The organism is Vagococcus allomyrinae (assembly GCF_017829975.1).
GTDB lineage: Bacteria > Bacillota > Bacilli > Lactobacillales > Vagococcaceae > Vagococcus_D > Vagococcus_D allomyrinae.
This window is the reverse complement of the sequence record NZ_JAEEGA010000029.1, coordinates 23644-38613: the sequence shown is the minus strand read 5'-3', so window position 1 is coordinate 38613 and position 14970 is coordinate 23644. Positions and strand designations below refer to the sequence as shown.

13 protein-coding genes and 1 riboswitch are annotated in these 14970 nt (G+C 38.9%); of the genes, 10 read left to right on the top strand and 3 right to left on the bottom strand.

Going from position 1 to position 14970, the window contains the following annotated elements:
• Window positions 1-1386: 1386 nt before the first annotated feature.
• The gene (locus I6N95_RS26165; RefSeq protein WP_209533015.1) at window positions 1387-2223 is read right to left on the bottom strand and encodes a metallophosphoesterase family protein; all 837 of its coding nucleotides are present in this window, start codon (window positions 2221-2223) and stop codon (window positions 1387-1389) included.
• 243 nt (window positions 2224-2466) lie between these two features.
• Here I6N95_RS26165 and I6N95_RS26160 point away from each other — a divergent pair, with 243 nt between their 5' ends.
• The 3 genes from I6N95_RS26160 (at window position 2467) to I6N95_RS26150 (ending at window position 5986) form a co-directional block, all read left to right on the top strand.
• On the top strand, window positions 2467-3357 hold the full coding sequence (locus I6N95_RS26160; RefSeq protein ID WP_209533012.1) for a phosphate ABC transporter substrate-binding protein PstS family protein: 891 nt from the start codon (window positions 2467-2469) through the stop codon (window positions 3355-3357).
• 153 nt (window positions 3358-3510) lie between these two features.
• A complete protein-coding gene (locus I6N95_RS26155) occupies window positions 3511-4230 on the top strand; it encodes a response regulator transcription factor (RefSeq protein ID WP_209533011.1) in 720 nt (239 codons plus the stop codon).
• Window positions 4223-5986: a sensor histidine kinase gene (locus I6N95_RS26150; RefSeq protein ID WP_209533010.1), complete on the top strand. Its 1764-nt coding sequence runs from the start codon at window positions 4223-4225 to the stop codon at window positions 5984-5986. Before I6N95_RS26155 ends, I6N95_RS26150 begins: the two co-directional genes overlap by 8 nt.
• Before the next feature lie 132 nt (window positions 5987-6118).
• On the opposite strand, the gene I6N95_RS26145 is transcribed toward I6N95_RS26150, so the two are convergent.
• Window positions 6119-6949 carry an MBL fold metallo-hydrolase gene (locus tag I6N95_RS26145; RefSeq protein ID WP_430727563.1) on the bottom strand — a complete coding sequence of 277 codons (831 nt, stop codon included), beginning with the start codon at window positions 6947-6949 and terminating at the stop codon, window positions 6119-6121.
• Window positions 6950-7157: 208 nt separating this feature from the next.
• On the opposite strand from I6N95_RS26145, the gene I6N95_RS26140 reads away from it, so the two are divergent.
• Together I6N95_RS26140 and I6N95_RS26135 are read left to right on the top strand one after the other, a co-directional pair.
• The gene (locus tag I6N95_RS26140; protein ID WP_209533008.1) at window positions 7158-7697 is read left to right on the top strand and encodes a GNAT family N-acetyltransferase; all 540 of its coding nucleotides are present in this window, start codon (window positions 7158-7160) and stop codon (window positions 7695-7697) included.
• A gap of 37 nt (window positions 7698-7734) precedes the next feature.
• Entirely contained in the window at window positions 7735-8649 is a 915-nt protein-coding gene (locus tag I6N95_RS26135) for a Gfo/Idh/MocA family protein (RefSeq protein ID WP_209533007.1), read from the top strand.
• On the opposite strand, the gene I6N95_RS26130 is transcribed toward I6N95_RS26135, so the two are convergent.
• Window positions 8646-9188, bottom strand: coding sequence for a TetR family transcriptional regulator (locus I6N95_RS26130; RefSeq protein WP_209533006.1), 543 nt, complete (start codon window positions 9186-9188; stop codon window positions 8646-8648). The genes I6N95_RS26135 and I6N95_RS26130 overlap by 4 nt on opposite strands.
• 262 nt (window positions 9189-9450) lie before the next feature.
• Between I6N95_RS26130 and I6N95_RS26125 the strand changes: the two genes are divergently transcribed.
• The 5 genes from I6N95_RS26125 to I6N95_RS26105 all read left to right on the top strand — a co-directional run bounded on the left by I6N95_RS26125 (window position 9451) and on the right by I6N95_RS26105 (window position 14392).
• The gene (locus I6N95_RS26125; RefSeq protein WP_209533004.1) at window positions 9451-9984 is read left to right on the top strand and encodes a dihydrofolate reductase family protein; all 534 of its coding nucleotides are present in this window, start codon (window positions 9451-9453) and stop codon (window positions 9982-9984) included.
• A 142-nt stretch (window positions 9985-10126) separates the two neighbouring features.
• Complete coding sequence (locus I6N95_RS26120; protein WP_209533002.1) at window positions 10127-10870, top strand: HAD-IIB family hydrolase; 744 nt, start codon at window positions 10127-10129, stop codon at window positions 10868-10870.
• A 265-nt stretch (window positions 10871-11135) separates the two neighbouring features.
• A complete protein-coding gene (locus tag I6N95_RS26115) occupies window positions 11136-11960 on the top strand; it encodes a class I SAM-dependent methyltransferase (RefSeq protein ID WP_209533000.1) in 825 nt (274 codons plus the stop codon).
• A 73-nt stretch (window positions 11961-12033) separates the two neighbouring features.
• Window positions 12034-12100, top strand: a riboswitch (Fluoride riboswitch).
• Between the two features lie 74 nt (window positions 12101-12174).
• The gene (locus tag I6N95_RS26110; RefSeq protein WP_245249892.1) at window positions 12175-13380 is read left to right on the top strand and encodes a chloride channel protein; all 1206 of its coding nucleotides are present in this window, start codon (window positions 12175-12177) and stop codon (window positions 13378-13380) included.
• Between the two features lie 88 nt (window positions 13381-13468).
• On the top strand, window positions 13469-14392 hold the full coding sequence (locus I6N95_RS26105) for a DUF975 family protein (protein ID WP_209532997.1): 924 nt from the start codon (window positions 13469-13471) through the stop codon (window positions 14390-14392).
• Window positions 14393-14970 lie beyond the last annotated feature (578 nt).

The window sequence follows — 14970 nt, the reverse complement described above, 5'->3', positions numbered from 1 at the left end:
CTTTATTTTTTCTACCTATATTATCTCAAATTGAACGGAAAAAGTCTGTAAAATCAAAAAAAAGTTGTATAAAACAGCTATCATTTTATACAACTTTAATTATTTAACTTTTTCAGCAGCCTCACTATTTGGGTTCTTTTTTTGATGGGCTCTTAGTTTGAGTTTAGAGTAAATAGACAGATTTTTTTATCGAAGAGATCAATCAGTATTTAGTAGTTATTTAATGGAATTTAAAAAAAAAATTGTGAAAAGACTTGACATGTTCAATGTTATTAATGTAAAAATAAAGTATAAAGAGGGAATCACTATCAGTAAGTGGATGAATCCTTTGTCATAAGAATGGTGATTGTTGCTGTTAGAAAGCGGTTGCTTTTTCGGGTTAGGATAATAATCGAGACCTTTTGAAAGGTTAATAAAGCGTATAATCCGGTATTTAGCCTGTTATTAATTGAGAAATAGCTGATAGTCACTAATCTAGTCCGAAGAATTGATCTGATATGGGCGTTGTCTAATGAATATCATCATTCGTTCTGATAGATAAAAAATAGAAAATAGTGAATTAATCCTAGAATAGCGACTTTTGAGAATAAAGAAGAATTTCAGTTGTTAAAAAATCTCAAAAGGAAGGGGGCCTATTTTTTATAACCATCACCAGTAATGCGGTAAAAAAGCTAAGGTGTCATATTGAATGTGACATGTTTAGCGGTAGTTTTGAGAAAATTCCAGTATTAAATCGCATCAAATCAAGCTTTAACGGCTACTAAAAGTGAGAGAATACAAGGTGGAAAAAATCAGCCGTGTCATGTCCGACGTGACATGAGAGAGTTTGAATAAAGGCAGTGAAAGTTGAAATACGCGTAATTGATTTGCTCGTGACTTAAAGAGTTTACATCAAAAATTAGACGAGTTACAACTAATGCGACATGTAAAATGATGTTATTGAGAAAGTTACAGCTGTAAATCGCATCAAATCAAACTTTAGAAACTACTGAGCGAGAGAGAGTTCAAGGCGGAAAAAATCAGCCATGTTATGTCTGATGTAACACAGGACCTGTTTGAATATAGGTAGGCAAAGTAAATGGGCGCGCAATTAGTTAGTTCGTGACTGAAAGAATCAAGCCGCAAAAAAATCAGACGAGTTACTTGAAATGTGACACATAAAATGATATTTCAGATAATTTTTTAGCCGTAAATCGCATCAACTCAAGCTTTACCAGTTGTTATAAGAGAGGGGTTCCAAGGTGAAAAACATCAGCCATGTCATGTCTGATGTGACATCATATCACTATAGTAAAACTGTTTTAACGATTATTTTGTTCCCCCTGTCACCAAAATAAGTGGCGTGGAATAAGTAAACAATCGGGCTTCGTGGCATAGCCCGATTGTTTATTTTTTTTTGCTTAAAAAATGGACTACGTCTTGGACATAATCAAAATGTTGATTGATTTCAGCCAATTTTTTTTCGTCATGAGTATAAGTTTTACCAGTTTCGAGCAACAGACGATAAAGCTCAACATATGGCAAGTTAGCTTGTTTGGCAAGTTCGATTTCATGGGGAACATCATAAGCGACTTTTTTGAAATGGACATCTGCTAAGCCATTGTCATCAATGGTTAGTAGGGCATATTGAGCTCTCAAATCCGTTCGCAAACCAGGCCATTTAACAAATGGTTGACCGATAGACCCTGGATTAATAATCAGTTGATCTTGACTACTGTAGCGCATTAGTTGGTGATGAATATGACCGTAGATGGCAATATCTTCACCTTTAGTAGTCAAGCGATCCATTTCCGCTTGCGAAGCAGTGGTAATCAAGGCTGGACCGTAATTCTTGTCTGGCAAATTGTGAGAGATGCTGATGGTTAAGTTGTTGATTTGACGGGTGACGTGGAGTGGCAAGTTCTCAATAAAAGCAATCTCCTCACTTGTTAGCTGTTCGTACTGAAATTGAGCCAATCGAGCGATGTAGACATCTGTCGGACGGCTTAGATCAATATCGCCTGCAATTCCTTCTAAAAAACAATCCTCCCAATTCCCTTTTACAAAAACTGTCAGATTAAGTTGTTTCAGCATGGTGAATAATTCTGATCTTCCCGGGCCTGGCATAATCAAATCCCCAATCAACCAAAATTCTGTGACGTTTTCTGCGTGTGCATCATTTATAACCGCTTCTAAGGCCGTAATGTTGCCATGGACATCAGATAATAAGGCTATTTTTATCATAAGGTGACCTCACTTTAGTAGTTTCTTTTAGTTAATGGTACCAATTATGTAATAAAAAGTGCAAGTTTTTTTGTAAAAATAAAGTAAAGCGCCATAAATTTACAAGAATTTTACAAATAACCGTGATTTCCTTTTACAAAGAGTTGTTATTCTAAGTGTGTTACCAGATGTAACAAAAAATGGATCGTCCAACGTCGATCATCAATGGAACAACCAACTCAAAATGTTGAAGGAGAAAGACACATGAAAAAAATAGCTTTAACGATTTTATTTAGCGGAGTTTTATTAATTGCGGCGGGCTGTGGGTCATCTGCAACAGAATCGAGCGATAGTTCGGCTAGTGGTAGTGCAAGCTCAAAAAAAGTTGAAATTACAGCAGTTGGTTCAACAGCACTTCAGCCTTTAGTGGAGAATATTGCGGATATTTATCAAACGGATAATCCTAACTATTCAATTGAAGTTCAAGGTGGCGGCAGTGGCACTGGATTGAGCCAAGTGTCAACCGGAGCTGTGGAAATTGGTAACTCCGATATTTACGCAGAAGAAAAAGACGGTATTGATGCCGAGGCCTTAACCGATCATCAAATAGCGGTGGTGGGAATTGCCCCAGTAGCAAATAAAGAAGTGGGCGTGACTAACTTAACTTCGGCTCAATTAGTTGATATCTTTACTGGAAAAATCAAAAACTGGCAAGAGGTTGGCGGGAAAGATCAAGAAATTTTAGTTGTTAATCGGGCCGCTGGCAGTGGTACGCGTGCGACATTTGAAAAGTGGGCACTCGATGGCCAACAACCAGTCAGTTCGCAAGAACAAGACTCGTCAGGAACCGTTCGCAAAATAGTTGCTGAAACACCAGGCGCCATTAGTTACTTAGCATTTTCATATATTGATGAAGGGTTGCTTGGTTTATCTGTCGATGATGTGAAACCAACACCAGAAAATGTTGCGGATAATTCTTGGAAAATTTGGTCTTACGAACACATGTATACCGCTAAAGACGCACCAAAAGAAGTCACAGCGTTTATTGAATACATTTTAACAGATGACGTTCAAAAGAATGTGGTGGAGCAGTTAAATTACATTCCAATTACTTCTATGAAAGTAGAGCGTGGCTTAGACGGGGAGGTGAAATAAGTCTTTTAGTTAGCGAATAAGAGGCCCTGTGTTATAATAAAATGTGAAGAATAGTCGTTTGACTGAAAGAGCGTCTTAACCAATTCATCAGTCAGCAATTAAACTGTAGACGATAACTATATCAACAAAGTGTTGATGAAAGGAAAGCCTTGGATGAAGAAAATTTTAGTAGTAGATGATGAGCCGTCAATTACCACGCTCCTAAAGTACAACTTGGAGAAAGAAGGCTTAGAAGTTGAGGTTGCTTTTGATGGTCAACACGCGGTCGAGATGGCAACAAGTCAGTCATTTGATTTTATTGTCTTGGATTTAATGCTACCAAAATTAGATGGTTTTGAAGTGACCAAAAAACTTCGCCAGCAACACATAGAAACCCCCATCTTAATGTTGACGGCAAAGGATGAAGTTGTCGATAAAATTATCGGCTTGGAAATAGGTGCTGATGATTATTTAACCAAACCTTTCAGTCCTCGTGAATTACTGGCGCGTATGCGGGCCGTGTATCGTCGCATGACACCAGTTCCCTCGACGCCCCCCGAAGAGAGTGAGCTGGTGAATGAAAAAGTCGAAGTTGGCATGTTGTTGGCTTATCCCCAACAGTATACAGTCAGCAAAGCTGGAACTGACCTAACGTTGACTAAAAAAGAATTTGAATTGCTGGTCTATTTCATGGAACGCAAGAATCGCGTGATCGACAGAGACACGTTGATTCAACGTGTTTGGCAAGATGAGCTTTACAACAATTCACGAACGGTTGATATTCACGTCAGTCATTTACGAGAAAAAATTGAAGATGATCCTAAGAACCCTGATTACTTAATCACTATTCGTGGGTTTGGTTATAAATTTCAGGAGCCGACAGCCAATGATTAAACCTCAACACTTAAAAAAAATCATCATCGTGATTAGTTTTATTGCCCTCTGTTTAGCAGGGGCAATATTTACTAATCGTTTTTTTAATCGCGAAATAATCAGCCAGCAAACGGCCAAATTGGCCAATGAAATTGATTTAATGATCAGTGTGATGTTAAATGAAGAATCAGATTTGCAAGCTTTTGCTAAAGATAACGACCTGTCCTATCTCGTGGGAGAGAATGAGCGCCTAACCCTTTTAAGCAAGGGTGGTTTGATTATTTATGATTCTTCTCATGAGAAGGAAGCCATTGGCACTCGGAGTAAACGACCTGAAGTTCAGGCTGTTTTAGCGGGTCAGGCGCAACAAGGCTCAGCTTTACGGGACAGTAAGACGATTGGTGAAAAGTTGTTGTATGTAGCCAAGCCAATCTATCGGAATGGTGACGTAATTGGTGTGTTGCGCTTGTCAGAAAAATACGCCGGCTTTTCCGACAGTATTCGTCAGTTCCAACAAGTGATGTTCGTAGCCTTTGTTCTATTAGTGGGCGCGATTATGTTTTTATTGCTTTATTTTATTCGTCAAAATAATGAGCCATTACGGTTTATTTTACCAGCATTACAAGAGGCCATTGACCATCCAGAAAAAAAACAGGAACTGGATACAAGTTCGGCTGAGTGGAATCAGCTCTATCAATCAGTTAATCGTTTGATGCGAGAGACCAATCAACTCTATTATCAACAACTCTTTAACGAAGAAAAATTACAATTTCTTTTAGAAAGCTTGAATATTGGAGTGTTCATTATGAATAGTGACTTAGAAATCGTTTCCGCCAATCCGACGATGCATCAGTTGTTTAATCCTCATGAACCATTGGAAAATGGGGCTTCCTATCAACTTTGGTTTAACGATGAGGAGCTGCAGAAATTGGTTGAGCGAGTTAAACAAGAAGGGCAGGAGCTACAGGCGGAGATTCACTTGCAAACACCTTTGGAAAAAGATCTAAATGTCGTATTGCGAATTTTGCAACCGGACAGTCAAAAGCAAAAAGAATATGTGGGAATTGTCTATGATATTACGGACATTCGTCAAATAGAATTGATTCATCAAGACTTTATCAGCAATATTTCCCATGAATTAAAAACGCCAACGACCTCAATTATTGGCTTTACTGAAACGTTATTAGAGGGTGCGCTTGATGAAAAAGCTGTCGCCAAGGATTTTTTAGAGATCATCCAAGCAGAGGCCAACCGTTTGTACGGCTTGATTCAAAATATTTTATTGTTGCTACGAACGGAAACCAGTTTGGCGGAGAAGGATATTGCCTTTGTTTCGCCAGTCAGCATCATTGAAGAAGAATTAAGTCGCTATCAAAGTAAAATTGAGAGCAAAGAATTGAAGGTTACCCTAGGAATAGATGAGGTGGCAGATAAAGAGGTTCCATCGGATTATTTCCAACCGGTCGTTAAAAACTTATTGGAAAACGCAGTGGATTATACCGAAAATCATGGCAAAATTCATATTAGCTTACGGATGAAAGAACAAGAGCTAATCTTTAGTGTCATGGATACGGGTGTGGGGATTTCTGAAGAAGATCAAAGTCGTATTTTTGAGCGCTTCTATCGTGTCAGTAAATCCCGTCAACGAAATATTGGTGGCTCTGGCTTGGGGTTATCGATTGTGAGTCACTATGCCAAACTATTAAAGGGACAGATCAAGTTGGAAAGCTCTCTTGGGGAAGGCACAAAAGTAAGTGTTAGTTTTCCGCTAAAATGAACGAAAGCCTCAAACTCCTGTGAGCAAAGTTAATTTTTATAGAGGGTAAAAGATAATGACTGAAGGGCGATTTCCTCATTCATTATCTTTTTTGTCGTGTTGGCTATCTGATTGATAAGAAAGTTATTCATTTTAAATCAAGAGACAATCACCTGTTCTGATAGGGGCTAATTTCTTTCCTAACTCTTCTTTCAAAAGGGCAAAGGCTTTACTGCCAGTGCAATGACAAGACAAGATGTGGTTGATGGGAAGTTGATTGAGAGTGGTGGCAATCATGCGGATGTCTTCCTTTGGTTTTCCTAAATTATTGATATAAGGGAGGCCGATTAGGTGAAAACCACCAATCAAATAATGGATCGCTTTGCCGGGAAATAGGGATAAGGCTAAAGTAGCCATTTGGACAATGCCGTGATGGCTACAACCCGTTATGACGATTAACCCTTTAGCCGTCACGTTTATCAACATTAATTCGTGCTCAAAATCATCGATTGTTTTAGTGTTTCCCTGCTGTTTGTAGAGGTTTTTAGTCGTTTGATCGGTTGGCCCTAAGGGAACGAGAAAGAGGTTGTCAGCAATTTCAATCAATTCCTCGACTGTCGTCAAGTGATCCGTCAGTGGCGAAAGTAGCTTTTGAGGGACGCCGACATACTTGTAAAAGGAAGCTAATTTAAGGTAATGAGGCTGGGTAACAGTTGCTGCTGCATATATTGGTTGACGAGCTAAGTCTAAGTAGTTGAGTCCACCAGTATGATCCCCGTGGCCATGGGAAATAACAATCGCAGTTAAATCTTGTAAGGATTCGCCCATCTTGCGGGCATTGTACTTAAAATTGATATTTGGACCAGTGTCAAAGAGAATTTTTTGATCTTGGTCATGGATTAAGAGTGAAAGCCCATGACTTGATCGAAGTGCGGCGTTTATGCTAGTGTTTTCTAAAAGGACTTGTAGTTTCAAGTGACTCACCTTCCAATCTATATATGAACATCATAACATATGTGAAGGGTGTTAGTCACTGATAATGTGAGGCTAACAAATCATAATGGAGGCAATTAAAGTGTCTGCTTGGCAGGAAGTGTCACATGTTGTGGATTTTTTGTGCTGTTTCAGTGTTGATTTCATTTTTCTGGTATATAATAGTGATATCCTGTAAATATTTTGGAGATAATTAATAATGAATCGAGCAAGCGAGCATCATTTATTGGGAAAGAGGGACACGATGGCAGTTAAGTTAGCAGCAATTACGACAGAAGCACAAGTCGAGGCATTGATTCCCCTTGTGCAAGAAATTTGGCGTGAATGGTACTCACCGATTATTGGAACGACACAAGTCGACTATATGTTAAGGGAGTTTCAATCTTATCAGGAGATTTGGCGTCAAGTACAAGGCGATGTGTTGTATTTTTTTATAGAGGTAAATGGTCAAGCGGTTGGATATACGGCTTACGAATTGTCTGAGGATCGCTTGTTTATTAGTAAACTCTATCTTTTGGCGAGCCAGCGAGGTCAAGGATATGCTTCACAAGTCTTTACCTGGTTGGAAAAACAAGCCATTATTCAAGGAAAAAAAATTCTTGAATTGCATGTTAATCAAGACAATCAACAATCAATTGAGGTTTACGAGGGTCGTGGTTTTAAAAATAGCCATGAATTGGTTAGTGATATTGGTGAAGGCTTTCAAATGGTTGATTACGTCTTTGAGAAACAGCTATAAATCGGATAAATTGATGTGATTGAAAGGACGATGAATGATGAAAATTGGTGTTATGGGATTAGGAAATATTGCTCAAAAAGCATATGTACCAGTGATGAATGAATTGCGGAGAGAAGTCGATTGGCATTTTTATTCCCGTGATGAAAGTAAGATGAAGGAGTTGGCCGCTCGTCATAATTGGCCTTTTGTTTACTCGGATAAAGAGGATTTTTTGGCCAGTGGTTTAGATGCCTGTTTTATCCATACGCCAACACCAACACATGGGGCTTTAATCGAGGAACTACTTCAGTTAGGAATTCATGTTTTCGTGGATAAACCAGTTAGTGAAGACTACCAGGAAGTCGTTGACTTGCATCGGCTAGCAGAAGAACGAGGCTTAATCTTAATGACAGGATTTAACCGCCGATTTGCGCCATTTAATCAACAATTGAAAGCTGTGCCAGCTAAAAATCTAATAATTGCTCAAAAAAACCGAATCCAGCCAAAAGGGCAGGTTAAGTTTGAGATTTTTGATATGTTGATTCATGTGGTAGACACTGTTTTGTATCTACTGGACGATGAGATCATTGATGTTCACTATCAAATTAGTGCTGAGGCGGGCATTCTCCAGCGAGGGATGATCACCTTTGAAACTGCCACGACAACTGCTATTGCAGCGACCAATATGGTAGCGGGTGCCCATACTGAAACAGTTGAAGTTCAGGCCGTGGGCGGCAGCTACACGGTGTCCAATCTTGATCAATTAAGCAAGAATGAAAAAGGGCAGGTCTCAATTGACACATTTGGTGATTGGGAAAACACCTTGGCAAAACGAGGCTTTAAACGTTTGATTGAGGCCTTTGTAGAGGCGGTTAAAACAAAGCAACCGTCGACGATTACAACAGCCGCTTCATCATTGCAATCTCATTACTATATTGCACAATTATGGGAGTATTATCAGGAAATGAATTAGGACTTGTCACTGTTCATAAAAATTAATTGCTTAAAGTAGCGATCCATTTCTTGAACGGAAATGGTTTGGCTGCTTTTTGCTTGCCAGTGGCTTAAGGTAAAGATAGTTGAGACATGAAATTCCGCAAGTAACTCTAAGGGAATATCCTTGCTATCGATTTGCTCATAAGCTTTTAAGACATCCTGCTTCATCATTGAGATAGAGTAGTTCTTTAGCAAATCGAAAAAGACCTCATCTTTTTTTTGCGTTTCCAACAACTGTTGTGCTGTTGAATTTTCGAAGAAGGTATCAGCCCAATAAAAGGGCGCGACCACTTTTTTTATTTCTGGAATCGCGTGATAATCGGCAAAAAGCTCACTTAAGCCAAAATCGAGCAAGGCATATTTATCCTCAAAATGTTTGTAAAAAGTTGAGCGGTGAACCATGGCTTTATCGCAAATTTGATTGACGGTGATACGGGAAAAAGGGTTTCCGTCAATCATTAAGTCAAAAAAGGCTTGCCAGAGAAAGCTTTGTGAACGTTGGGTTCTAATATCCATTATAGACCTCCTAAAGAATAACATAGCAAGGAATCGTCAGGTTCTCAGACAGTTTCACTGAATTGTCGACTAACTGTCCAGTTGGCACAAAATGACTCTAGGCTAATCAGATAGAAAAGCTTATGCTATGTTTGCTGACCTTATTATACATGATTTGTTTGAGATAATAACAATTAACGTCGGGACAGTAATAAAAAGGAATTTCCTGTGTTTGCGTTTTTAACATCGGGAGTGCCGACCTTTAAGAAATGGAGAAGATTATTTGACACGCAAAGTTATTTTATTTATTGCCACAAGTATTGATGGTTACATCGCTGATAAAAGTGGTGGAGTAGGTTGGCTTGACTCAGCCACTGAGATAATTGAAGAGGATCACAGCTATGAGGCATTTTATGAAAAAGTCGATACGGTCATATTAGGTCGTACCACCTATGATCAAGTGGTGAATGAGTTAGCCCCAGGCAATTATCCTTATGAGGATGTCACCTCTTATGTCATCACTTCTCGAGGAACAGAGGATCTGGCTAAGGTTCATTTCACTAATGAATCGGTGGTAAATCTAGTTAGAGAATTAAAAGCGAGCAATGGTGGCACTATTTGGATTGTTGGTGGCAGTAGTGTGGTCATGCCATTGGTCAACGAAAATCTGATTGATGAGTACCAACTGTCAACGATGCCGATTCTTTTAGGGCAGGGAATTTCCTTGTTTCAGGAGATGCCGAAATCCTTACGTTTACAAACAGGTGAGGTCCATTTGAAAAATGGAATTGTCACAACGACCTATTTTAAGCAATAAGTTGTTCATGTACTTATTTAGGTAGGATCTTCTTTATTGGAGAAAAGTACTACGGTTACTTTTTGACTATTTCTGAAAATGAATGCTATACTTACGTAAAATAGTACAGTCAGTTTCATGAAACACAGAAAGTAGGGATTCCATGAATTTTGTTTTCGACTTAGATGGCACTATCTGCTATGATGGTCGCACGATAGACACGCGATTAACCACGTTAATGAATGAAAAAATAAATCAAGCTCCAGAACATCAATTGGTGTTTGCCTCAGCAAGACCAGTTCGAGATATCTTGCCAGTTTTACCAGAAAATCTCCATAATTGTTATTTAATTGGGGGCAATGGCACGATGATGTATTATCAGAAACAGGCGAAGTGGCTCAATCCTTTGGACTCAAAGGATGTTAGGTTTATCTTTGATTATATTGCTGATCATCAGTTAGATTACATGATTGACGAGGATTGGAATTATTCCTTTAAGGGAACGACGTTAGATGAGTTGCGCCGCAAAGTTGATGTCTTAGAAACTGCAATTAATTTACCGATTGCTCAAGTGAGACAACCCTTAAAAATTTTGGTCAGTAACTATCAGGATGAAACGAAGGTGATGCAAGATTTTAGGCACTTAACCGTTGATTGTATCCCTTATCCCAAGGAAAACTGCCTTGATCTAACGAGACGTGGGGTTAATAAAGCCAGTGCTTTGGAGTGTATTTTATTGAATCAGGATTATATTGCCTTTGGAAATGACCGCAATGATTTGGAAATGTTGAAAGGAGCTAAACACAGTGTTTGTGTGGGTGACAGTCAGTTAATTCAAGAGGTCAGTCAAGAAACGGTCTCAGAAAATCCAGAGGAACTCATGGCGGTTATTGAAGCATGGCTTTAATATATCGGAAAAACGTGATAAAATAGAAGAAACATAAAAGGTTAGGTGACGTCATTCGGCGTAGCAGATGCTTACAGGCTCCATCAAGAGGATTGTTACGACTGGAACAGAGTAGATAATCGATTCGCAATTTTAATAAGCTGAGGTCAGGCTTATTTGAGTTGCTGTTGATTCTACTCTGCTTGATGACGTTAGTTGACGACATGACTGCAGAGGAAACATTCTCTGTGGTTTTTTTGTGTTATTAAAACTGGAGGTAGATCGGATGTTTGACTTATTGAAGAAAGCGGAAAATGTGGCACGATTTGAGAAAGGTGACCGTCAGTTTTGGCAAGAACCTTATATCTCTGAGCAATTATTGACAACTCATTTAAGTCAGGAAGTTGAGTTAGCAAGTCGGAATTGGTCATTTATCCAAAAATCAGCAGCTTTTATTACAACCAATTTAGTCGAGGCTGGGGAACGGGTTATTGATTTTGGCTGTGGTCCTGGGTTATATTGTCAATTATTAGGAGGTGAGCATCAGGTGACAGGTGTTGATTTTTCTGAAAGATCGATTGCGTACGCAACCTCTACTGCTCAGAAAATGGGGCTATCGATTAATTACCATTGCCTGAACTATTTGGAATGGCAAGGGGACCAATCCTATGATCTAGCATTAATGATCTATTGTGATTACGGGGCCCTTGATCCAAGGGAACGACAGCGGGTCTTAAAAAATATCTCTGGCAGTTTAAAAGTTGGAGGCAAGTTATTTTTAGATGTTTTTTCAATAGCTAAGTATCAAAAGGTTGTGGAAACTCGTGATTGGTACGCTGTTTCTGGGCCAGGCTTTTGGTGCCAGCAGGAACACAGTGTTGTGAGTCAGGTCAAAAAATACTCTGACTTTGCTGTGTTGGAGCAAAGTATTGTGCTGACAGTAGATAAAACAGAGGTTTATAACATCTGGTACCAATATTTTGATCAAACTCGTTTAAAGTGTGAACTTAATGCTGCTGGCTTTGAGGTGATTGAATGGATGGCTGATGTTGCTGGCGGGTCCTTTCAAAAAACGAATCAAACGATTGCCTTGGTCGCTCGAAAAAAATAAGCGAATCAATTTGTTATCGTTTAGCTTTTATGATATAGTTAGAGCAACAAGTTAATACAGATAGCTAGTGACAAGTTATCGCGGTGATGGTGTTCGCCTTTAACTATTTATGAAAATAAATTAATGACGCCTGTTACAAGTGGATGAGTCTATCCATTTTTAGCAGGGGTCTTTTTGCGTTGCTGAGGAAATGATTATTGGGGGAATGGCAGACATGGCAATTTTGAAAACTATCAGTAAGTGGCTAGGTATTATCATATGTATTGGGGGTGGCAGTGGGAGTTTATCGGCATTTTTCTTAACCAGCTTATCTTTTGTGACGGCAGTTCGGGAGGCCAATAGCTGGTTGATTTTTTGCTTGCCATTGGCAGGTGTCCTTTTTACTTGGTTGTATCTTCGTTTCGGTGGTAATGCTAGCCGTGGCAATAATTTGATCATTGATCAGGCTAATGGCGGCGAGGAATCTATTCCTTGGCAAATGCTTCCTTTAACGCTTTTTGGCACCCTCACGACCCATCTTTTTGGTGGCTCAGTTGGGCGAGAAGGGACTGCGGTTCAAATGGGTGGAACGATGGCTGAATATGTTGGCAAGTTATGGCATATTGAGGAACGGCATCGTTATTTGCTGATGATTTGTGGCATCAGTGGTGGATTTAGTGCGGTTTTTGGCACGCCGATAGCAGGGACTATTTTTTCCTTAGAGGTTTTAGCCATTGGAAAATTAAGCACTAAAGGGCTGATACCAAGTTTAATGACCGCCTTGCTGGCTAATTTTGTCACAACTTTTTTTGGAGTGGAACATCGACGTTATGAGATGGGCAGTATTCCCCATACTAACCTTAAACTAATTGGGTTGATCTGCGCTTTTGCAATTATATTTGGCCTTACCAGTCGTCTATTTAGCCGTGGGATTGCTAAGCTTAAACAACTATACCGTCAATTGTTTCCCAATCCTTTTTGGCGAGCAGCAATCGGCAGCGGTGTTGTCTTATTATTGGTCTTTTTATACCAAAGTACTCGTTATTTAGGGTTAAGCTTGCCTTTACTAACAGATGCCTTTAACGGTGAACAACTGCCTTTTGATTTTTTAAATAAACTTCTATTTACGGTTTTCTCTTTAGGGGCGGGATTTCAAGGTGGTGAAGTGACACCCTTGTTTGAAATTGGTGCCACTTTGGGCAGTACCTTGGCTCAGATGAGTGCTTTGCCAGTTAGTTTTGTTGCGGCCCTTGGGTTTGTTGGGGTGTTCGCCGGTGCAACTAACACACCTTTAGCTTGTTTCATTATGGGAATTGAACTGTTTGGAAGTGAGGGAGCCGCTTGGTTATTGATTGTTTGTGTCATTAGTTATCTCTGTTCAGGAGGAGAAGGAATTTACAGTGCTCAGCTTAAAGGGAAAAAGGTGACAGTATTGTCATGAGAAAAAATGCTGATTATTTATAAAATCTATTTGGTTATTTAATGAACTATGATAAAATGAAGCAAGATGTTTCTTTATAGGAGGAGTTATGGTGAACAAAACAAGTGCAGAGTTAAAAGCTGAAGCCAAGGGTATATTAAGGGGCCGTTGGAAAGATGCTGTATTATTGAATATCGTACCGTCCCTACTAAAAATACTGGCTGTCTGGAGTGTCATTTTTGTGTTGATTTTGTCCTTTATAGCAGCTTTTACTTTTTTTAGCTATCTTGATTCAAGTACGAATGGTTATCGTACTGAACAAGCTGGAGATGTCTTTGATGATTCTGATTTAGAGGACTGGGATGACGAATTTGACGATCTTGAGGATTATAATTATTCCATCAATAGTACTGATTTTTTAGATGATTTAGGCGTTAATAGCTCAGTCAATATTATGCCAAATGGCAGTTCTATCTTTAGTTGGCTCTTTAATTTGGTCATAGGTTTTATGACGATCGGGATATCCTTTACCTTTTTAGAGGTTTATCGTAACCCAAATCGCAAAATTCAACCTAAAAATGACCAGTTTAGAATGTTTAATGGTAAGGACTTTGTTCCATTGTTGTTAGTGCAAATTTTAATTTCTGTTTTTACATTTTTATGGAGTCTGTTGTTTGTGATTCCGGGTATTATTAAGGGTTATGCTTATTCTCAGTCCTTTTATATTTATAAGGATCTTTCAGAACACACGGATACCCAGAGTTTATCGGCAAACAATTATATCACAGAGAGTAAGTTATTAATGGAAGGCCATAAAGGGCGTTTGTTCTATATTGATTTAAGTTTTCTTGGATGGGAACTAGTTTCTGTTCTGACGCTAGGAATTGGCTACTTATTCTTAGAACCTTATAAAAATGCCACAAAAGCGGCTTTTTATCGAGATATCTCAAAAGATCGTTATTTAGCTGAAACAGCTGGGTATGAAGAAAACCCCATTGAGGTGACTGAAGAAGATGAATGGACTAGTTTTTAAATGAGGTTTTTCTCATAAAACTATTATGTTTAATTCATAGAAGTGACAGAGAAAATTTATCTTTATTGCGTATACTGTTTGTATGCCAGTTATCCCGAATTGGTTTTCATACTTACTCCTACTAGAGTAAATAACAACCTTCATTTCCACCGCCAAGCTTGCGGTGGTTTTTTTTTTTTGAAAAATGACTCTAATTGATTTAGTCTGCTTGGCTTGAAGAGTGAGCTGGACTAGAGACTGAGGCAAATAAAAAAGCCATTTCCTAGATTAAACGTAAAAAATTAGCTTGACAAAAGATTAGGAAATTTTGTATACTAACGTAATTGAGTAGCGAAAAGCGTAATCCCAGACGACGGGTTTACGCTTTTTTTTTTATTTATAGGGAAGATTATCACCTGCCCTATATCGTAGCTTGAATCCAACTTCACGAGGCAGTTCTTCGTTAAGTCGGAAAGTAAGTGACCTTAACAACTGACAACTAAATAAGCAACTACTAACAATGAGCCGTGTTTATCGATCACATAAGACCAATTGATAAACAGGGCTTTTTTGTGTGTTGAAAAAAATACGAAAAGGAG